Source organism: Vibrio chanodichtyis (assembly GCF_028863985.1).
In the GTDB taxonomy this organism is placed as follows: Bacteria; Pseudomonadota; Gammaproteobacteria; order Enterobacterales; family Vibrionaceae; genus Vibrio; species Vibrio chanodichtyis.
Genome location: NZ_JARBFT010000002.1, coordinates 26,499 through 44,519, shown reverse-complemented (window position 1 = coordinate 44,519; position 18,021 = coordinate 26,499). Strand labels below are relative to the sequence as shown.

Genomic DNA, 18,021 nt, shown 5'->3' with positions numbered 1-18,021 from the left:
CATAAGGGCGACCTAAGGTCGCCCATTGTATCCCTTCTTAACAACTATTGGTTTGGCCGCCGACAAGTTAAGAAGCTGCAATTCTGGCGTTACGCATAGCTGGCTGTTAGCTCTATTCCTTACTAGTTCACGACTAACAGTTTTTGTAACCAAAACCTGAGCTTAGCTCGGGTTTTTTTATGGCTGATCTCTGTTATATACCCAAACAACGTAGTTGCAGCTTCAAGTAAGAAGGATATAGAACACGCTTGCCAGTATAAGCACAACCTTATTTGCCAACAGAGCTAGCATGATAGGTTGCGAGTCAGATCAGAAATTGAGTGGTAATCAAGAATGAAGAGTACAGAAAAATTAGAACTCTCGACTAGAAGGCGCACAATTTAAGTATCTCAGCAGCAAATAGAGACTCTCCTCATGCATCGCAACGCGACGGAACAGATCGGCAAAAGTGGTATCACCACCAAAACAGGTTTGAATATAGTGGTTAATTGCTTCTGGTTGATAGCCTTGCACGTACAGTGTTCTGACCCATTGATATTCGACCGATTTTAGGTTGTTTAAAGTCGTTTCGGTTAGAGTAATTTTATCGAGGGTTAGCGCCATAACAAAAGCGTACAATCCGTGAGCTAGAGATGGGCAAACATTTAAGCAAAGTTTGATGACAATTGGATGACAGGCGCTGGTGAATAACCTTACAGCGCCTGACAACTCTTTAATTTTTCACAAATTTGAGCAGTATTGATCCTTTTTGCGCTGTTGCAGCGCTGACCGGCTAAACCACTTGAATGGCGACTTCATGCAATTTAGCAAATTCGGCGATCTCTTGCGGTGGGGCTTGATCGGTAATGATCAAATCCACATCGGCTAAGGTCCCGAGTTTTACCATCGCATTACGGCCAAATTTACTGTGATCAACGGCAAGGAATACACTGCGGCTGTTTTCAATAATCGCACGTTTGACTCGTACTTCATGGTAATCAAAATCGAGTAATGAGCCATCATAATCGATACCACTGATGCCCAAAATGCCAAAATCTAAACGAAACTGGGAGATGAAGTCTAGGGTGGCTTCACCTGTAACACCACCATCTTTATTGCGCACTTCTCCGCCGGCTAGAATCACGCTGAAATCAGGTTTATTCATCAACATGGTGGCAACATTGAGGTTATTGGTCACAACCCTTAGTTGATGATGGTTGACCATCAATGCGCGGGCGATGGCTTCTGGTGTGGTACCAATATCAATAAAAAGCGTCGCTCCATCGGGAATATGTTGTACCAACGCGCTAGCCACGAGCTCTTTTTCGGCTTGATAAGAGACTTGTCGGGTGTAATACGAGGAGTTTTCCGAACTGATAGGAATCGTGGCACCGCCGTGGTTACGGCGTAATTGATTGGCTTCGGCTAATTCGTTGAGATCGCGGCGGATGGTTTGTGGGCTGACATCAAACCGTGCAACCAACTCTTCAGTACTGACAAAACCTTGAGCTTGAACTAATTCAATGATTTCTTGATGGCGCTTGACTGCTTTCACCGTAATATCCTTATCATTTCAATGGCCTCCAGTTTACGAAGTCACGGCGCAATTTTAAACCATGATTTGCGTATTCTTTTCGTTTTTAATCCTTTTTTACAAAAACGAACTATCGTGATCAAAATGCACTATCGCTTCTCAGCTGTCGTGCAACGGGGGAGTCGTCATGACGCTAACCTGGGGTTAGCGCGTTGAGTCAACATCAAATCTGAGAGACTTTTTCTACCGCATCACTGCGCCAACGTTGAAGTTTCAACTGAGATAACACCACCCCACTGACCACCAACATGCCACCAATCAAATGGTAAAAATGGACCGTTTCGCCTAATAAGGTTGCCGCTAACGAAACCGAAAAGACCGGTAATAAGTTCATAAACATCGCGGTAGAATCGGCCCCGATCGCATCAATCGCCTTGACCCACATCCAAGGAGCCAGTAATGATGCGCCAATCCCTGCGTAGGCAATCAATGGCAGTGAGCCGGAGGTCGGTAATAGCTGATCACTGGTCAGCCAAAGTGGGATCAGCATTAACACCGCGCACATTCCTTGCAAATAAATCAGCATCCAATTGCTAAATGGCATTTTCCATCGTTTGAGCAACACACAGTATAGCGCATAAACCAGCGCGGCCATCACCATTAAAGCATCGCCTTCGGTGATGGTTTGATGCAAGAAAAAGAGCGGGTTGCCTGCGCCAAGCATATAAGCCAGACCGGTTAGCGATAGTATTCCGCCAATTACACTCAGTGGTGAAATCGGTTTATTGAGTAGCGGCACACTGATAAATACACTCATCAGTGGCACGAAAGAGGAGATAAGGGACATATTGGTGGCGGTAGTGGTTAATCCCGCGTAATAGCCGAGCGATTGATTCAGTACCATGCCCAGCAATGCCAAGCCGGCGAGTTTGCTCAAGTAACGTTTGATGGTCGGCCATTGACGGATCGCGCTCGGTAGGCAGAATGGCGTTAATAGCAGCATGGCTAGTAACCAACGATAAAAACTCATCGCGCTTGGTTCGATGGTGACGGAGGCGAGCTTGTTGACAATCGAGTTGCCACCCCAAATCAGCACCGTTAAAAATGGCAGAAGATAAATCATGTGAGTCTCATCACTCTTTGTTACTTGGATCATAGTGTGGCAGGTCTTTATAATTATAACTATCTTTGAAAAGACATTGTGAGCGATAGGAAGACAAGTTTGAGCAAACGTCCACGCCATTTGCACCCTTCATTATCCATCGAACATCCACCCTCGGATGTGTTTATGAATTTCGAAGCTTTTCTGTCCAATACCGAAACCCGCGAACATAGTCATCCTTGGGGACAGGTACAATTGATTGCTGGTGGCATTTTGGAAATGCAAGCGCAGGATACCCGCTTTCTTGCTCCGCCTCATTTGGCAATTTGGGTACCCGCAGGGATTTTGCACCGCAGCTATAACCGCAAGCCAATTGAATATTGCTCACTGAATATTGCCTCGAATTTAACTGCCGCGTTTCCAACCAAAACCAGCTTAATTAAAGTCACCCCCATTGTGTCTGCGATTATTGATGATTTTCGAGCGCGGCAGATTAATGTCGCCGACAGTGGTGAAGATCAGCGCTTAGTACAGGTACTGCTTGATCAACTGGCAACTCGTGAAACGCAACACCATTTTCTGCCCTCGACCCATCACAAATATTTAGCGCCGATTTTGGCGTGTGTCGAAGAGAACCCGACCGATAATACCACCTTGCAGCAGTGGGCTGAGCGAGTACACACCACGGAACGCACGCTGGCACGTCATTGTCAGGCGGAATTGGGGATGAGTTTTACTGAATGGCGTTTGCGAGTGCGCTACCTCTATGCGATGGAACTGCTGCGCCAAGGCCATGCGGTGAAAGAGGTGGCATTGACACTGGGTTACAATCAAGCCAGCCCGTTCATCACTATGTTTAAAAAATACGCCGGTTTAACCCCTGAGCAGTATAAAAATCGGTTGTTAGTCGAGTGATCCTGCTTGTTATTTTCAGGCAGGCCAATAAACTAGCGGCTTTGCTTTTTCGGTGGTGGATAGTATGCAATGTGAGTTCTTTATTCAAAAGCGGTGTAGCTCTTGCCAACAGTGTGCGCTGCCGTATTCCCAGCAAGTTGAGAATAAAGATCAGCAGTTGCGAGCCTTGATTACGCCGAGCTTGGATGTCGAGTGGTTAGCGCCGGTCACCAGTGTTGAAACGGGGTTTCGTAATAAAGCCAAGATGGTGGTGCTTGGAGCCGCTCACGCGCCGATTTTAGGTATTGAAGATCGGCAAGGCGAGCCGTTATCGCTGGTCAGTTGCCCACTTTATCCTCAGCCAATGCAAGAGCTACTCGTGTATCTGCAAAACTGGATCCGGGTTGCTGGCATTGCGCCGTATAACAAGTTGAAGAAAAAAGGTGAGTTGAAGTTTATTCTGCTCACCCGCAGTGCGATTCGTGGCCAATATATGCTGCGTTTTGTGGCGCGCAGTCATGCCGTGCTTGAGCGGATTGAACGTAATTTACCTGCGTTGCTGGCGGCGTTTCCGAGTATTGCTGTGGTGTCGGTCAATATTCAGCCGGTGCATATGGCGCGCTTAGAAGGTGAAGAGGAAATTTTCCTGACCGCCACGCAAAGCTTGCTTGAGCAGTTCAATGATGTGCCGATGGTGATCCGCCCGAAAAGTTTTTTCCAAACCAATCCTCAAGTTGCCGAGCAGCTTTACGCGACTGCGCGAGCTTGGGTACGTGAAATTGCACCACAGCAAATGTGGGATCTGTTTTGTGGGGTTGGCGGTTTTGCACTGCATTGCGCTGCGCCACAAACTTCCGTCACGGGGATTGAAATCGAGCCAGAGGCGATTGCCAGTGCGCAGCGCTCAGCTCAACTGATGGGGATTGAAAATCTCAGCTTTGCCGCCCTGGATTCGGCTAAATTTTCCCACACGCAAATCAGTGCGCCGGAATTAGTGTTGGTTAATCCTCCGCGGCGTGGCTTAGGGGGGGAACTGACCGCACAACTGCAAGCCCTTGCGCCCAAACATATTCTCTACTCTAGCTGTAATCCGCATACCATGGTCAAAGACATCGCTGAGCTTGCTCGTTATCAACTGATCCGAGTGCAGTGGTTTGATATGTTTCCCCACACCGATCATGCGGAAGTGCTGACGTTATTGGTAAGACGGGATTGATGAACATATCCGCTTCCTAGTTGAAGCTGCAGCGGTGTTGGCTAGGTTGGTTCACCCCAATCACATAGTTTGCCTATGCTCATCAGGACTCACTTGCCGCGTACCTGCAACGCCAAGTGGTTTGGGTATATAAGGAGAGGCGAGCCTCTCCTGTTGGATATCGACCAATATTCGATATTTGCAGCGTGCTTAGCTAACCGTCCATTCGATCTGCTCACCGGCGCGGATCGGCACCACGCTATCGCTGCCAAACGGCATGCTGTGTGCCACTGGCCATGCTTGCTTGGTCAGAGTGACAGTGGTTGGGTTGCGTGGCAAACCATAGAAATCAGGGCCATTCAAGCTGGCAAACGCCTCCAGATTCTCTAGTTTACCTTCTTTTTCAAACACTTCTGCATACAGCTCAAGCGCTGCATGGGCAGTATAAGATCCCGCACAACCACAAGCTGCCTCTTTACGATCTTTGGCGTGAGGGGCGGAGTCAGTCCCGAGGAAAAATTGTTTACTGCCCGAGGTGGCGGCAGCCACTAAGGCTTGTTGGTGAGTGGCGCGTTTTAAAATCGGTAAACAGTAGAAATGGGGACGAATGCCACCGACCAGCATATGGTTACGGTTAAACAGTAAATGGTGCGCGGTGATCGTGGCAGCAACGTTAGCGCCCGCTTGGCGCACAAAATTGACTGCGTCGGCGGTGGTAATGTGCTCTAGGATGATTTTCAACTGTGGAAAATCGGCCACGATTGGTGCAAGCACTTGATTAAGAAACGCTTGTTCACGGTCAAAAATGTCGATGTCGTGCGTTGTGACTTCACCATGCACCAGCAGCAACATCCCCACCTCTTGCATCGCTTGCAGCACCGGATAGATTTTCTGCGCCGAGGTGACTCCAGAATCTGAATTGGTGGTGGCACCCGCAGGATAAAGCTTGGCGGCCACCACTTGGCCCGATGCTTTAGCGTGACGAATTTCATCGGCGGTGGTGTTATCAGTAAGATACAGCGTCATCAACGGGGTAAAATGCGCCGAGGGCTGAGCGGCCATGATCCGCTCTTGATAGGCTAACGCCATGGCGGTGGTGGTGACCGGTGGCACGGTATTGGGCATGATCAGTGCGCGGCCGTTATAGCGGCTAATATCACGTACCGTATCGGTAAGAACCTCACCATCGCGAAGGTGAACGTGCCAGTCGTCTGGGCGTGTAATGGTCAGTGTTGTCATGAAGTGCTCCCACCATAAAGGCATAAAATGATTGGAGCCTAGCGCGCCGCGCAAACGGTTCCGCTTAGGCGTGCGGATGATAGAGCAAAGCCTAATCCTTTTCACCCTTTATTTCTGCTGCACTCGCTTAACTATCCCCTTCCTACTGGAAGCTGCAGCGGTGTTGGCTAGGTTCATTCACCCCAATCACATAGTTTGTCTATGCTCATCGGGACTCACTTGCCGCCTACCTGCAACGCCAAGTGGCTTGGCTATAACGTTCGGCATGCTCACAATTTGTTATCCCGGATCAGAGCTTTGTTTTATGATGCCCTATCTAGACCGCGCACAGGAAAACCGCATGTCAGCAGGACAACTCTCACAAATCAATGTCTTTCCGGTTAAATCATTAGCCGGGATCGCCATGTCATCGGCTTGGGTTGAAACACAAGGGATAAGCTTTGATCGGCGCTTTATGTTGGCGGATGGTGATGGCCGCATGGTCACCGCGCGTCAATTTCCGCAACTGGTGCGGATCAAAACCGCATTACGGCATGATGGGTTACAGTTTTACGCGCCCGGTCACGCTGCACTGACAATTCGTTATGCCGATTTGCAACGGCAAACTGTTGCAGCTCAAGTTTGGTCCGATAATTTTCCGGCTTATACCACCACCGATGCGGCTAATCACTGGTTTAGCGCGCTGCTTGGAATGACGGTGCGTTTGCTGTATTGCGGTGAGCAGTCTCATCGTGTGCGTGAAAAGCTCGGACATAACGTCAGTTTTGCTGATGGTTATCCACTGCTGGTCATCAGTCAGGCCTCTTTAGATGAACTGAATCGACGCAGTCCTGAGTCGCATGTCATGGATCAATTTCGCACCAATTTGGTGGTGGCGGGCAGCGAGCCGTTTGCCGAAGATAGCTGGAAGCGGATCCGGATTGGCGAGGTGGAGTTTACGCTGGTGAAACCTTGCCAACGCTGCATTTTAACCACCATTGATCTCGCGCAAGGCGCATTTAGACCAAGCCAAGAGCCGCTGCGCACCTTGGCTCAATTTCGAGCTAATCCGCAGGGGAGTGTGTTTTTTGGCCAAAATTTGCTGGCCAAAAATGAAGGGATGATTACGGTTGGCGACTCGATTGAAGTGTTGGAATATCAGTCGCCACCGCTTTACCTTGAGCAGCCTCTTTAGCCTATGAAGCACGCGAACAAGAGATGGTTCGGCAGGTTTAATCGATTAGTGGGCCAGTGAATGGCTCACGCTTGGCCTAAAATAATCGAACGCAGCTGCTGATATTGCTCAGCATTGCCGGCAAACAGTTGATCAATAATGCGCGGCGTCGCCACGCCAGATTGTGAGCGTTTTAGCGCTTCACGAACCAGTAATACCAGATGATGCTCTTTGCTGATGCCCGATGGCGCTTCTGGTTGCCACTGGCTGAGCGCTTGAGTGAGTGGCGAATGGATGAGTTTAGGCTCGCAGCCGATGAGCTCAAGCATCAGCAGTTGGGTCAAGTGGGCAAATGCGGGGTGCTCGCGCGGGCAATCTTGCAAGCGATCAAGTACCATGCTGACCAGCGGCGACAGTTGCACCAGCCCAGCTTGGTGGGCAAACGATGCGCTTAAACGTACCGAAAAATCTACGCGAGTGATGCGAGTATCTGGAAAAAAGGTGAGACCACACAGGCAGTCACAAGGGATCCACAGTGTTTGACCGCGTTCCACGGCATACTCGTGTTTGCCGAGTCGAAACAGCAGTAAACCTTGTTCAACTCGGATCAGACTGTGTTTGAGTGTGCGTTTACGCGCGGTTAGTGCTAAGTGCTCAAAGTGGCGGGCTTGCGACTCAATTGCGTAGTTCATAAAAGGCCTTGGAAATGTTAACGGCGCTAAGATTACCCCTTATCACGGCAAAAGCCAATTGCTGTGCTTGAGGAATAACCGCACTGGTCTGACCTTTTCGATGTTTGCTGATGGCGCGGCTAACTATGCGTAGAATAGGCCAGTTTTTTATCTGATGTACAAACTTATGACTTCAACAACTGATCCTTATATTGATATTCGGCCATACAACGATGACGAAATCCCAGCCGCGCTTGCTCGGTTGATCAATGACCAAGAGTTCACTGCGGCGATTTTGAAACATCGCTTTAAACACCAGTCTGCTTGGTTACGCGCTTTAATGACTCCACTGGTTAAGTTTTACCTTAAGCGCAAGTGGGCGAAATTGGACAGTATTGAAGCGATCCAACTTGAGGTGAAAAAGTACCTCCGCCAAACGTTAGCTCAAACCACACAAGGGGTGAGCTTCAGCGGGTTAGATAAGTTAGATACTCAGCAAGCCTATTTATTTGTGTGTAATCACCGTGATATCGCGATGGATCCGGCATTAGTCAATTACGGATTATATCTGGCCGGTCATCGTACAGTGCGCATCGCGATTGGCGATAATTTATTGACCAAACCCTGTGCTACTGAGCTGATGCGCTTAAATAAAAGTTTTATTGTCAAACGTTCGGCTAAGGGGCCGCGTGAGATGATGAAAATGTTGGGCACCCTGTCGGGCTACATCAAGCATTCATTAGAGACCGGACATTCGATCTGGATTGCCCAGAAAGAGGGACGCGCCAAAGATGGCAACGATCAGACCGATCCGGCGATTTTGAAAATGTTCCATGTTGAAGGGCGTCATCAAAAAATACCGTTTGCGGAGTATATGCGTAGTTTGCAGATTGTTCCGGTGGCGATCTCTTATGAAAACGATCCGTGTGATATTGCCAAAGCGCGCGAATTGTACGAAAAAGATACCCAAGGTCGCTACGAAAAAGGTGAGTTTGAAGATATCGAAAGCATTATCCAAGGCATTATCGGTGAAAAAGGTCGAGTGCATGTTGCTTTTGGTGAAGTGATCGGCGAAGACTTCGAGACCCCAGAAGCGTTGGCACAAGAGATTGATCGACAAATCCACCACAACTATGTGCTCTATCCGATCAACCGTTTGGCGGCTGGGCAAGATGATAGCGAGATCACCGCTGAGGTACGTGAGCGGTTAAACGCTAAGCTGGCTGAGTTGCCAGAGCCGGCTCAGCGTTATCTACTGGATGCTTACGCTAACCCGGTGCGTAATCATCTTCATAGCTAATGGATGTTGTTAATCGCTAGGTTGCTGTGCCGTTACTGTTTGGTATAGCGCATTCCGATCACCAGAGGAGCTCACGCTCCTCTTTTTGTCGGTGTTTGATGGTAGGTAATCACTTAGCGTTTTAGCGCGCCACTGCGCCGCCGAGTGTCAGTTCGGTTGGCCATTGACTGATTTGATTGCCACCTAAATAAATATTGCCGTTTACTGTCATCCGCTCAGGAAAACGGGTGATTTGTGAGCCACCTATATACAAATTACCTTCAATAATAATGCCATTCGGTAGCTCAGTCAGTGGGGTGCGGATCACGCTTAAATCGCCTTTGACAGTCAGCCGAGCGGGTAAGGAGGCTAATGGTGTATCGGTAAAATTGAGATAGCCACCGACGCGAATGCCTGCCGGCCAAGCTTTGATTTTGCTGCCCAGTAAATTGGCGTAGCCTTTGATGCTGGTACCGCGCGGCACGTTGGCTAACCCACTGTTCGCTGCTTCAAGACTGCCATCGATGCTAAGGCCTCTGGGCAGCGATGTGATCGCGGTGTTACCGATATTCAGATTGCCCTTGATGTGAAAATTTTCCGGCAATGAGCGGTAGGGTTTGGCGCGTAAATCCAGATTACCGTAGTTATCGAGATGATTGAGCACCATATACTGATCCAGTGCTATGGCTTGTGAGCCACTGGCTAAACATGAACAACAGAGTACTAAAGTACGCCACATCATTGATAACGATCGATCCTTGGCTTGAATGGAAATACGCGGCTTTAGTGTTGCAAACAATGTTGCAAGCGCCAGTTATAATTGGCTAGCTGCGCAGAAAAAGCGGGCATGATGCCCGCTGAGTGAGTATTGATTTAGCTGCGTGCTAGGGCACGAGTCTTGAGTTCGAAAATTAATTTTTCAGCACTCACTTCAAATTTAAATCGAGCGTGTAATTCGGTGGCATCCTCTGCGGCCGGTGCCACTTCGTATTCCACTGCAGCACAAACCTGCTGAGCTAAACTGATGTACTCGGCTAATTTGCCTTGCAGATGTGCTGGATCAGCACCAAATATGGAGACCTCTGCCACATCATCGCCTTCACGAATGATAAAACCAATCTCTCCGGCACAACCACAAGCTTCACACACTTCATTTTCGACACAAGTTTGGTTACTCATATCCTAATCCTCTTACCAATAATCGAACTATTTTAGTCCGCAGCGAATGGTTATACCACAAAAAAGCTCAGCGATGAGTGTAGGAATTGAGTCAGTCAGAGCTATCGCAGCTCGAAACCACGAGTGATGAAGCGAATTTGCGCAGCTCAGTGTGAGCTTCTGCACTAATTTGGTTTTCCAATGTCGGAGAATTGTCAGAGTTGCCGCTAGCGCATTGTTATGGTCAATCGATTGATGGATTATTAGTCATGTAGCGATATGCATTTTTGCACTGAGTCGATGGCGTGATAAGAACTGGGTATTTTAAAAACAGTCAAAAAAATTATGCAAAAGAGTGAATTCATCTACTGAGTGACTAGTATTAAAAGATCCGACCAAACCATAATTGAGCTTGTTTGGTGGTGACTTTTGTGCTGACTATTTTAATCATTATGATGCTTGCTCATGATTCATCCAGACAAGTCATCGACGTTAGAAAAGAGCCTAATCATGCCTAAGCGTAGTAAACAAGATACACAAATAACCATTCAGACCATCATGGATGCGGTAGTGGACCAGTTGTTGCGACTCGGTTATGACCAAATGTCGTATACCACTCTTAGTCAGCAAACCGGCATTTCTCGGACTGGGATCAGTCATCATTTTCCGAAGAAAACCGATTTTGCCTCGGCGCTGGATGGGCGGATTTTCAAGCTATTTATTGAACACCTTGATTTTGAACATGATATTGAAGCGTTTCGTCGCAGTTGGCTGCAAGCATTGCAACAATCGCCATTTACCGCGATTTTACGCCTGTTATTTCATCATATTGTAAGTGCGGAACGTGCCGATGATTTTGCTTATAAAGAGATCAATGGCTTATATAAGCTAGCTGCAGAGAAATTTGGCCAAGATAGCCAAAAAGAAGTGGAATGGTTACTGGGCCGTTCACTGGTCAGTATGATCCACTGAGTCGTGATCATACAGAACGGCCTTGATGGTTAAGCACCGTCGCCAGCCACGAATGTTTAAAGCGCCGGATGTTCAACACTTCGGCGGTTTTTCAGGCGCTGGCTTACGGTTGAAATCGCGGGTGATTCAGGCTGGATAGACCATCGGAAAATCGCGGGTAGGATGCGCCGCCACGAGGGCTTGATAACCGTAGACTTGCTCAATTCGCTCAGCGGTCAGCGCTTGCCACGGCGCGGCATCACACACAATCTTACCTTGGTGCAGCAAGATCATCCGATCGGCATATTGCGCTGCAAGGTTTAAATCATGCAATACCACCACCACAGCACATCCTTGCTGATCGGCTAAGTCGCGTGCCAGTTGTAAGGTATTATGCTGATGGGCTAAATCCAGCGCCGAAGTTGGTTCATCCAGCATTAAAATGCGCTGTTGACCCGCTTGATGTAACTGAGTCAAGACTCGCGCTAAATGCAGGCGCTGTTTTTCACCTCCAGACAGCGATGGGTAGAGGCTAGTGGCCAGATGCAACACATCGGTTTGTTGCATATAATGCCGCGCCACTTGCTGCACTTCTTTGCGCGATAAATTGAGTGGGATAGCGCCCAATTCCACCACTTCTTGTGCGCTAAATGGGAAGCTTAGCGAACTCTGCTGGGGCAAAATACCCAAATGAGTGGCCAATTTTGCGGCTGGCCATTGGTTGGCTGGAATATCAAAATAGCGCAGTGTTCCTGCACCACTCATTTCACCGCTGAGCAGTTTTAATAAGGTGCTTTTGCCCGCACCATTCGGACCGAGTAACGCCGCCACTTCACCACCACGCAAAGTGATATCTACATGGTCGAGCACGGAGCGTGAGCCATAAGTGACACAAAGATCAGTGCCTTGAATTGCCATCGAGTGCATCAGAAAATTCGGCCTTTTTGTTGGAATAACAGATACAAGAAGAACGGAGCACCGACCAAGGCGGTGACAATACCAATCGGTAATTCCGCTGGCGCGACCGCAATTCGCGCGATCATATCGGCGAGGGTGAGCATCAATGCGCCGAGTAGGGCAGAAATCGGCACTAGATTACGATGATCCGGCCCGACCAACATACGACCAATATGCGGTACCACCAATCCGACAAAGCCAATCATGCCTGCCGCACTCACCGCAACGCCTACTCCAATCGCTGACAGTAAAATCATTTCGCGTTTGAGTCGTTGTACAGGTACACCTAAATGACGTGCTTCGGCTTCACCGAGTAGCAAAGCGTTTAGCGCCATCGCTCGCCAGCAAAAATAACCTAATAAGATCAATAAGGTGATCCCGCACAGCACAATACTTGACTGGGTGGCGCCAGCCATCGAACCCATCGACCATAGCGTCAAATCACGCAGCATCTGATCGCTGGCTAAATAGTTAAGATAGCCAATGCCTGCTCCGGCAAGGGCCGAAATCGCCACTCCAGCCAGCAGCATGATGGTGACTGAGGTGCCAAATTTAGAGGTGCCCAAACGATAGACTAATACCGTGGTGAGCGCGCCGCCGATAAATGCCGCCACCGGTAACATCAGGCTATTTAACCAAGGTAAACGGAAGGTTAAATCGCTCAATAATACAATCGCCAAGGCGGCACCGAGCGAGGCGCCAGCAGAAACACCGATGATACCAGGTTCTGCCAGTGGGTTACGAAACAGCCCCTGCATCGCCGTACCACATAACGCCAATATTGCGCCAATCAGTAAGCAAAGTAACGTACGTGGCAAACGAATATCATGGATCACCAGATGGATGGCACTGGCCTGCTGATCAGAGCGAAACAGCAGGCTACGAATACTGTCGGTCATCGTGATATTCATCGGACCGACAGTAATCGAGTAGATCCCAGCCAACATCACTGCCACAAGCAGCAGACTTATGGTCAGCATAAACGGAAATCGTCTTAACACTAGGATCGGCCTCAGGGATAAAGCAGAGATTGAATACGCTGAGCCTCTTGCAGGCTTTTCAGCCCTAAGCCGCCAACCAAAGCATGACCATCGATCGCCACGATATTTTTGTTTTGACCTGCCGGGGTGGCCGCTAATACTGGCACGGCACTCAGTACGGCATCGACACCGCCTAAAACGTCTAGGCTGCGGCCGCTGACTAAAATCATCTCCGGTTGCATTTCGAGCATAGATTCCATCGATAGGGGTTTATAAGAGGTGACCTGGCTGGCTGGATTATGCCCACCCGCTAAGCGAATGATGGTATCGGGAACGGTATCACTGCCGGCAACGTTAGCGGCGCGACCTTCATGCAACAGTAAGAACAACACTTTTTTCGGGGTGGTCGGCTGTTTGGCTTGTAAGCTGGCAATTTGCTGTTGCACGCTCTGTTTTAACTGCTGCGCATGTGACTCACTATTGGTGAGCTGAGCAATTTGGTCAATGCGAGTTAATAAACCTTGTGGGCTTGCATCGCTATTAATCACACTGACTCGCACTCCCGCATTACGCAGTTGTTGCAAGGCGTTATTGGGACCCATTTCATCCGATCCAATCAGTTGGGTCGGCGCTAACGCCAGCAAACCTTCTGCGGCTAAGCGACGGTGATAACCAATCTTGGGCAGATTGAGCGAACTCGGTAGTTCGCTGGTCACATCGACCGCGACCAATTGTTGCTGAGCGCCGAGTGCGAGCATAAGTTCAGTGACGGCACTGCCTGCACTAACGATCCTTTCTTGCGCCAGAGTGATGCCCGATGAGCAACAGGCCAGCAATACAACCAATGATTGAGTGAGTTTCATCTTGTTTCCATTACGAGTGAGGAGTTTCAGTAAGTAATTGAGTGGCCTGAATGCCATGTTGCTGTAAAAAACCGAGCAGTTTAACCAGTTGCTGTACCTCAGCACCTTGATCTGCGGCGATCACAATTGGCCGTTGGCTGTTATGTACCATTTCGAGCAGTGCCACTGAGAAATCATGCCAATCGGGGTAGGTTTTACCATCAATTGCCCAGTAAGGTTGGCTGGCCAATAGATTGATGGTGATCGACTGTTGATTAATTTCATTAACCACCGGTGCATCGGTGGTGGGTAGCGCAACGTCTAAAGATTCCAGCCGCACGGAAGCCGTTAGCAGCAGGAATACCATCACAATAAAAATGATATCGAGCAGGGGAGTGAGATCGGGAGTGAGCCCAAAATCCTGCTGCTTGGCAGAAGACTTAATCATCGCGGCTCATTTCCTGTCTCAGTCGGCATACTTGCAGAGTCTTGCCGGGTAACGATGCTCAGTGCAGCGTTGGCATGTAGCGTCATCCCTTCGAGCCAAAGATTGACGTAATTGAGCGTGTGCTCTAATTTGGCCATGGTACGATCGGCCCATAAATTCAGCAGTTGTGCTCCGGCGACCGCCGGCACCGCCACGATCAAACCTGCGGCAGTGGTGTACATCGCGACACCTAATCCATCCGCCAGTACGTTTGGCGTAATGTTGCCTGTGGTTGCGGCCACCCCTTTAAACATCGCAATCAGGCCTAATACCGTGCCGAGCAGACCAAGCAGCGGACTGATCACGCCAATCAGGGTCAGCAAACGTAAGCCAGAGTTAAATTGGTGACGCTGCTCTTGCAGCCAAATACCCGCGGCATCTTCGCGCAGGGATTTCTCAAATTGATGATGGGCTAATAACATCGCCACCCCACGGTACAACACAGGTCGTTTATGGCTGAAATGTTCGGTGAGCGCAGCGATTTGATCTGGGTTGCTAGGTGATACCGCTTGCAAGGCTTGACGTATTGCACCTTTACCAACCGTCAAACTGAGCAACACTTGGCAAAGACGTTCGGCTAACAGCATCACAGTTAGCGCAGAACAAATGAAAAGTGGCCAAGCCATCAAGCCTAGCTGTTGTTGGAGTTGTTGTAACGATTCCATTAGCCTTCCAATTTGAAACGAACAGGGATATGAACTCGGTGTGCCACTGGCGCACCATCAAGAATACGTGGCGAAAACTGCCACTGTTTAATGGCTTCCAGCGCCGATTGATCCAGTAGTTCCGTGCCGGATGAAGAGATCAGTTGTTGCTTGATTTGACGCCCTTGTTCATCGAGCCAAATTTCATACATCACAGTGCCTTCAATACCGCGTTTTTGCGCAATACGTGGATAGCGAGGTTGCACCGGTGCGCTCACGAAAGCCGGTTTATCAAGCAAAATCGGCTGGCTACTGATCCCTTTACTCACCTCGCTAGGCTGAGTTGGCGACGCTTCACGCGCCACTTCATTATGGGTGATCGGCTCGATAGGCTCTGTAACCGGTTTTTGGGTCGACTGTGGTTTAGCTGGCGTGGTAGCCACAGGCTTGGCGATCTTGGCCGGTTTTGGTTTGGCCACAGTGGCTGGTGTTGGCGCGGTTTTTTGCGGCTCGACGGCGGCAGGTAACACCGGTTCAGGTTGTGCGGGTGCGCTTGGTTTTGGCATCGAAACCATATTAATGGCTACCGATTGGCTCGGATTTCCAGCTGGCATGGCAAACACTTGAGCTTGATCGGTGGTGATCAGCAACAGTGCATGAAGCGCGATGGATGCTCCCCCTGCAATAATATATCTGTGCAGATTCAACTGATTACCCCCTAGCAACATCATTACATCATTCTGTGACTTGACTGCGTTTTGACCATTTACGCCTCAGCGCTAAGGATTATCCCTCAGCTTGCAAATAATAGCAATTATCAATTGCATTATCATTAGCGTCAATTTATGATCCTGCCGCATAAGATTAAATAAACCGCAACCCTTGTCGCACTAGGTGTTGGCTTGAGAAATAGTATGTTGAATTTAGATAATTTTGATGAATCAATCTTGGGCGCTGATACCCCAGATCCACTGCGTTTTGCGTTCAAAAATAAGCACTCGGCGCATGCCGGTGGTATCGCGATGCCTGTTGCACCTCCTGAACAAGCTAAAGTCTGGCAGCAAATATCGCAGCAGCCGAGCTCACCTCAGCAAACTCGATGCCTTTATATCCATGTGCCTTTTTGTCGAGTGCGTTGCACCTTCTGTAACTTCTTCCAAAATGCCGCCAGCCGTCAGCTGGTGGATGCCTACTTCGATGCCTTGCTCGAAGAGATCAAACAAAAAGCCGCTCTACCTTGGACCCAAAGTGGGGTATTTCATGCGGTGTATATTGGTGGCGGCACACCTACTGAGCTTTCACCGCTGCAGATCCGCCAACTGGGAGAGGCGATCCGTCACTACTTTCCGCTCACCGCGGATTGCGAGATGACCTTAGAAGGACGTACCCATCGTTTTAGTGATGAGATGTTCGAACAAGCGTTAGAAGGCGGTTTTAACCGTTTCTCGTTTGGTGTGCAGAGCTTTGATACTCAAGTGCGCCGCCGTGCTAAACGTCTCGATGATCGTGATGTGGTGATGGCACGCGTCGCTTCTTTAGCGGCGACCGGACAAGCGCCGATTGTGATCGATCTGTTGTATGGCTTACCTTACCAAACAGAGCAAGTTTTCGAACAAGATTTGCTCGATTTTATGGCCACTGGCGCGCAAGGTATCGACTTGTATCAACTGGTGGTGGGCGGCAGTGCACCCATGTTGACTATGGTTGAGCAAGGTCGTTTACCCGCGCCCGCCACTACGCCAGAAAAAGCCACCTTGTACCAAATCGGGGTGGAGTTTATGGCGAAACATCATCTGCGCCAACTGAGTGTTAACCACTGGGCACGTGATAATCGTGAGCGCAGTCTGTACAACAGCTTGGCAAAAACTTACGCCGAAGTGTTGCCGATCGGCTGTGGCGCAGGGGGCAATATTGGCGGTTATGGACTCATGCAACATCGCCAGCTCACCACTTATTTAGACGCACTGAAAAATGGTCAGCCACTGAGCGCGATGATGATGCGTCAGCATACATATGAACCGCTGTTCGCGGCCTTAAAATCCGGTTTTGATGCTGGCGTGGTAGCCAAACAACGTTTACCTGCTTTTCAGCATCAGTCTGCTTTTGAATGGTTAATGCCACTCTTTTTACGTTGGCAAGCGCTGGGGCTAGCCACTGTCGAAGAGGATTACTTGATCTTGACCACTGCAGGCTGTTTCTGGTCGGTGAGTTTAGCGCAAGCCTGTATTCAAGTTCTCATTCATTCGCATCAACAAGATCAACATCAACAACCGCTTATTGCCTAAGCACAACCAGATTGGAAAACACAATGGAATCATTAGCACAGCAAGTCATGCAGCTGCTTGAGCAGCAACCGATGTTATTACCTGCCGCGATGGCGGAGCAATTGGGAGTTACCGAGTTTGAGGTTGTCAGTTCACTACCGCAAGAGATGGTCGCGATTATCGATGGTGCGCAAGCGCAAGCCATTTTAGAAAGCTTACCTGATTGGGGACCGGTCACGACCATTATGACCGTGGCTGGCTCAATTTTTGAGGTGAAAGCGCCGTTTCCAAAAGGTAAGGTTGCGCGCGGTTATTACAACTTAATGGGTCGTGAGGGCGAATTGCATGGCCATTTGCTGCTGGACAACATTAGCCATGTTGCATTGGTCAGCAAACCGTTTATGGGGCGTGAAAGCCACTACTTTGGATTTTTTACCGCACAAGGCGAGAACGCATTCAAAATCTATCTCGGTCGTGATGAAAAACGCGAATTAATTGCCGAGCAAGTGGCACGTTTTAAAGCGATGCAGCAACAGCAGTCAGTATAATTATATCCCCCTTCCGACTTGAAGTTGCAGCGGTGTTGGCGACGTTGGTTCACCCCCATCACATAGTTTGTCTATGCTCATAGGGACTCACTCACTTGCCACCTAGCTGCAACTCCAAGTTGTTTGGGTATAAAAATAATAACG

The 18,021-nt window shown here is 49.1% G+C and carries 19 protein-coding genes and 1 pseudogene; 7 read left to right on the top strand and 13 right to left on the bottom strand.

Translation table 11 applies throughout. The features are described from left to right. Window positions 1–351: 351 nt before the first annotated feature. The 3 genes from PUN32_RS02310 to PUN32_RS02300 form a co-directional block, all read right to left on the bottom strand. Window positions 352–603 (bottom strand): hypothetical protein, encoded by a 252-nt coding sequence (locus tag PUN32_RS02310; protein ID WP_274721594.1) that lies wholly within the window; start codon window positions 601–603, stop codon window positions 352–354. Window positions 604–772: 169 nt separating this feature from the next. Next, the gene (locus PUN32_RS02305) at window positions 773–1,534 is read right to left on the bottom strand and encodes a DeoR/GlpR family transcriptional regulator (protein WP_166015135.1); all 762 of its coding nucleotides are present in this window, start codon (window positions 1,532–1,534) and stop codon (window positions 773–775) included. A gap of 202 nt (window positions 1,535–1,736) precedes the next feature. Further along, a complete protein-coding gene (locus tag PUN32_RS02300) occupies window positions 1,737–2,636 on the bottom strand; it encodes a DMT family transporter (RefSeq protein ID WP_274721593.1) in 900 nt (299 codons plus the stop codon). Window positions 2,637–2,735: 99 nt separating this feature from the next. Here PUN32_RS02300 and PUN32_RS02295 point away from each other — a divergent pair, with 99 nt between their 5' ends. Together PUN32_RS02295 and rlmC are read left to right on the top strand one after the other, a co-directional pair. Further along, a complete protein-coding gene (locus tag PUN32_RS02295) occupies window positions 2,736–3,530 on the top strand; it encodes an AraC family transcriptional regulator (RefSeq protein WP_274721592.1) in 795 nt (264 codons plus the stop codon). Window positions 3,531–3,594: 64 nt separating this feature from the next. Then, entirely contained in the window at window positions 3,595–4,725 is a 1,131-nt protein-coding gene (gene rlmC / locus PUN32_RS02290; RefSeq protein ID WP_274721591.1) for a 23S rRNA (uracil(747)-C(5))-methyltransferase RlmC, read from the top strand. A 189-nt stretch (window positions 4,726–4,914) separates the two neighbouring features. Here rlmC and pyrC read toward each other — a convergent pair whose 3' ends face one another. Next, a complete protein-coding gene (gene pyrC, locus PUN32_RS02285; protein ID WP_274721590.1) occupies window positions 4,915–5,943 on the bottom strand; it encodes a dihydroorotase in 1,029 nt (342 codons plus the stop codon). A gap of 340 nt (window positions 5,944–6,283) precedes the next feature. Between pyrC and PUN32_RS02280 the strand changes: the two are divergent. After that, window positions 6,284–7,108: pseudogene (locus PUN32_RS02280) on the top strand (MOSC domain-containing protein); the annotation flags it as partial. A 74-nt stretch (window positions 7,109–7,182) separates the two neighbouring features. Here the strand turns inward: PUN32_RS02280 and PUN32_RS02275 are convergent. Then, window positions 7,183–7,788 carry an AraC family transcriptional regulator gene (locus PUN32_RS02275; RefSeq protein ID WP_274721589.1) on the bottom strand — a complete coding sequence of 202 codons (606 nt, stop codon included), beginning with the start codon at window positions 7,786–7,788 and terminating at the stop codon, window positions 7,183–7,185. A 166-nt stretch (window positions 7,789–7,954) separates the two neighbouring features. Between PUN32_RS02275 and PUN32_RS02270 the strand changes: the two genes are divergently transcribed. Further along, entirely contained in the window at window positions 7,955–9,067 is a 1,113-nt protein-coding gene (locus tag PUN32_RS02270) for a 1-acyl-sn-glycerol-3-phosphate acyltransferase (protein WP_274721588.1), read from the top strand. Window positions 9,068–9,188: 121 nt separating this feature from the next. On the opposite strand, the gene PUN32_RS02265 is transcribed toward PUN32_RS02270, so the two are convergent. Together PUN32_RS02265 and PUN32_RS02260 are read right to left on the bottom strand one after the other, a co-directional pair. Beyond that, complete coding sequence (locus PUN32_RS02265) at window positions 9,189–9,785, bottom strand: leucine-rich repeat domain-containing protein (protein WP_406707950.1); 597 nt, start codon at window positions 9,783–9,785, stop codon at window positions 9,189–9,191. A 134-nt stretch (window positions 9,786–9,919) separates the two neighbouring features. Continuing rightward, entirely contained in the window at window positions 9,920–10,225 is a 306-nt protein-coding gene (locus PUN32_RS02260; protein WP_166015126.1) for a YfcZ/YiiS family protein, read from the bottom strand. Window positions 10,226–10,714: 489 nt separating this feature from the next. Here PUN32_RS02260 and PUN32_RS02255 point away from each other — a divergent pair, with 489 nt between their 5' ends. Continuing rightward, window positions 10,715–11,176 carry a TetR/AcrR family transcriptional regulator gene (locus tag PUN32_RS02255; RefSeq protein WP_274721586.1) on the top strand — a complete coding sequence of 154 codons (462 nt, stop codon included), beginning with the start codon at window positions 10,715–10,717 and terminating at the stop codon, window positions 11,174–11,176. A gap of 126 nt (window positions 11,177–11,302) precedes the next feature. Here PUN32_RS02255 and PUN32_RS02250 read toward each other — a convergent pair whose 3' ends face one another. From PUN32_RS02250 to PUN32_RS02225, 6 genes are all read right to left on the bottom strand, one after another. After that, window positions 11,303–12,082 (bottom strand): heme ABC transporter ATP-binding protein, encoded by a 780-nt coding sequence (locus tag PUN32_RS02250; protein ID WP_274721585.1) that lies wholly within the window; start codon window positions 12,080–12,082, stop codon window positions 11,303–11,305. Then, complete coding sequence (locus PUN32_RS02245; RefSeq protein WP_274721811.1) at window positions 12,082–13,059, bottom strand: FecCD family ABC transporter permease; 978 nt, start codon at window positions 13,057–13,059, stop codon at window positions 12,082–12,084. Before PUN32_RS02245 ends, PUN32_RS02250 begins: the two co-directional genes overlap by 1 nt. Before the next feature lie 65 nt (window positions 13,060–13,124). Next, window positions 13,125–13,955, bottom strand: coding sequence for a heme/hemin ABC transporter substrate-binding protein (locus tag PUN32_RS02240; RefSeq protein ID WP_274721584.1), 831 nt, complete (start codon window positions 13,953–13,955; stop codon window positions 13,125–13,127). 10 nt (window positions 13,956–13,965) lie between these two features. After that, window positions 13,966–14,382: an ExbD/TolR family protein gene (locus tag PUN32_RS02235; RefSeq protein WP_274721583.1), complete on the bottom strand. Its 417-nt coding sequence runs from the start codon at window positions 14,380–14,382 to the stop codon at window positions 13,966–13,968. Continuing rightward, window positions 14,379–15,086 (bottom strand): MotA/TolQ/ExbB proton channel family protein, encoded by a 708-nt coding sequence (locus PUN32_RS02230; protein ID WP_274721582.1) that lies wholly within the window; start codon window positions 15,084–15,086, stop codon window positions 14,379–14,381. The genes PUN32_RS02235 and PUN32_RS02230 overlap by 4 nt, the downstream gene beginning before the upstream one ends. Then, window positions 15,086–15,772 (bottom strand): energy transducer TonB, encoded by a 687-nt coding sequence (locus PUN32_RS02225; RefSeq protein ID WP_274721581.1) that lies wholly within the window; start codon window positions 15,770–15,772, stop codon window positions 15,086–15,088. The genes PUN32_RS02230 and PUN32_RS02225 overlap by 1 nt, the downstream gene beginning before the upstream one ends. 207 nt (window positions 15,773–15,979) lie before the next feature. Between PUN32_RS02225 and hutW the strand changes: the two genes are divergently transcribed. Beyond that, a complete protein-coding gene (hutW, locus tag PUN32_RS02220; RefSeq protein WP_274721580.1) occupies window positions 15,980–17,350 on the top strand; it encodes a heme anaerobic degradation radical SAM methyltransferase ChuW/HutW in 1,371 nt (456 codons plus the stop codon). 23 nt (window positions 17,351–17,373) lie between these two features. Continuing rightward, window positions 17,374–17,877: a heme utilization cystosolic carrier protein HutX gene (gene hutX / locus PUN32_RS02215; RefSeq protein WP_274721579.1), complete on the top strand. Its 504-nt coding sequence runs from the start codon at window positions 17,374–17,376 to the stop codon at window positions 17,875–17,877. The last annotated feature ends 144 nt before the right edge of the window (window positions 17,878–18,021 follow it).

Bases quoted from the DNA above. Each gene is read 5' to 3' on its own strand.
- PUN32_RS02255 (WP_274721586.1), top strand. From the start codon at position 10,715: ATGCCTAAGCGTAGTAAACAAGATACACAAATAACCATTCAGACCATC.
- PUN32_RS02250 (WP_274721585.1), bottom strand. From the start codon at position 12,082: ATGCACTCGATGGCAATTCAAGGCACTGATCTTTGTGTCACTTATGGC.
- PUN32_RS02230 (WP_274721582.1), bottom strand. From the start codon at position 15,086: ATGGAATCGTTACAACAACTCCAACAACAGCTAGGCTTGATGGCTTGG.
- PUN32_RS02275 (WP_274721589.1), bottom strand. From the start codon at position 7,788: ATGAACTACGCAATTGAGTCGCAAGCCCGCCACTTTGAGCACTTAGCA.
- PUN32_RS02260 (WP_166015126.1), bottom strand. From the start codon at position 10,225: ATGAGTAACCAAACTTGTGTCGAAAATGAAGTGTGTGAAGCTTGTGGT.
- PUN32_RS02245 (WP_274721811.1), bottom strand. From the start codon at position 13,059: ATGTTGGCTGGGATCTACTCGATTACTGTCGGTCCGATGAATATCACG.
- PUN32_RS02310 (WP_274721594.1), bottom strand. From the start codon at position 603: ATGGCGCTAACCCTCGATAAAATTACTCTAACCGAAACGACTTTAAAC.
- hutX (WP_274721579.1), top strand. From the start codon at position 17,374: ATGGAATCATTAGCACAGCAAGTCATGCAGCTGCTTGAGCAGCAACCG.
- hutW (WP_274721580.1), top strand. From the start codon at position 15,980: ATGTTGAATTTAGATAATTTTGATGAATCAATCTTGGGCGCTGATACC.
- pyrC (WP_274721590.1), bottom strand. From the start codon at position 5,943: ATGACAACACTGACCATTACACGCCCAGACGACTGGCACGTTCACCTT.
- PUN32_RS02235 (WP_274721583.1), bottom strand. From the start codon at position 14,382: ATGATTAAGTCTTCTGCCAAGCAGCAGGATTTTGGGCTCACTCCCGAT.
- PUN32_RS02265 (WP_406707950.1), bottom strand. From the start codon at position 9,785: ATGTGGCGTACTTTAGTACTCTGTTGTTCATGTTTAGCCAGTGGCTCA.
- PUN32_RS02270 (WP_274721588.1), top strand. From the start codon at position 7,955: ATGACTTCAACAACTGATCCTTATATTGATATTCGGCCATACAACGAT.
- PUN32_RS02300 (WP_274721593.1), bottom strand. From the start codon at position 2,636: ATGATTTATCTTCTGCCATTTTTAACGGTGCTGATTTGGGGTGGCAAC.
- rlmC (WP_274721591.1), top strand. From the start codon at position 3,595: ATGCAATGTGAGTTCTTTATTCAAAAGCGGTGTAGCTCTTGCCAACAG.
- PUN32_RS02240 (WP_274721584.1), bottom strand. From the start codon at position 13,955: ATGAAACTCACTCAATCATTGGTTGTATTGCTGGCCTGTTGCTCATCG.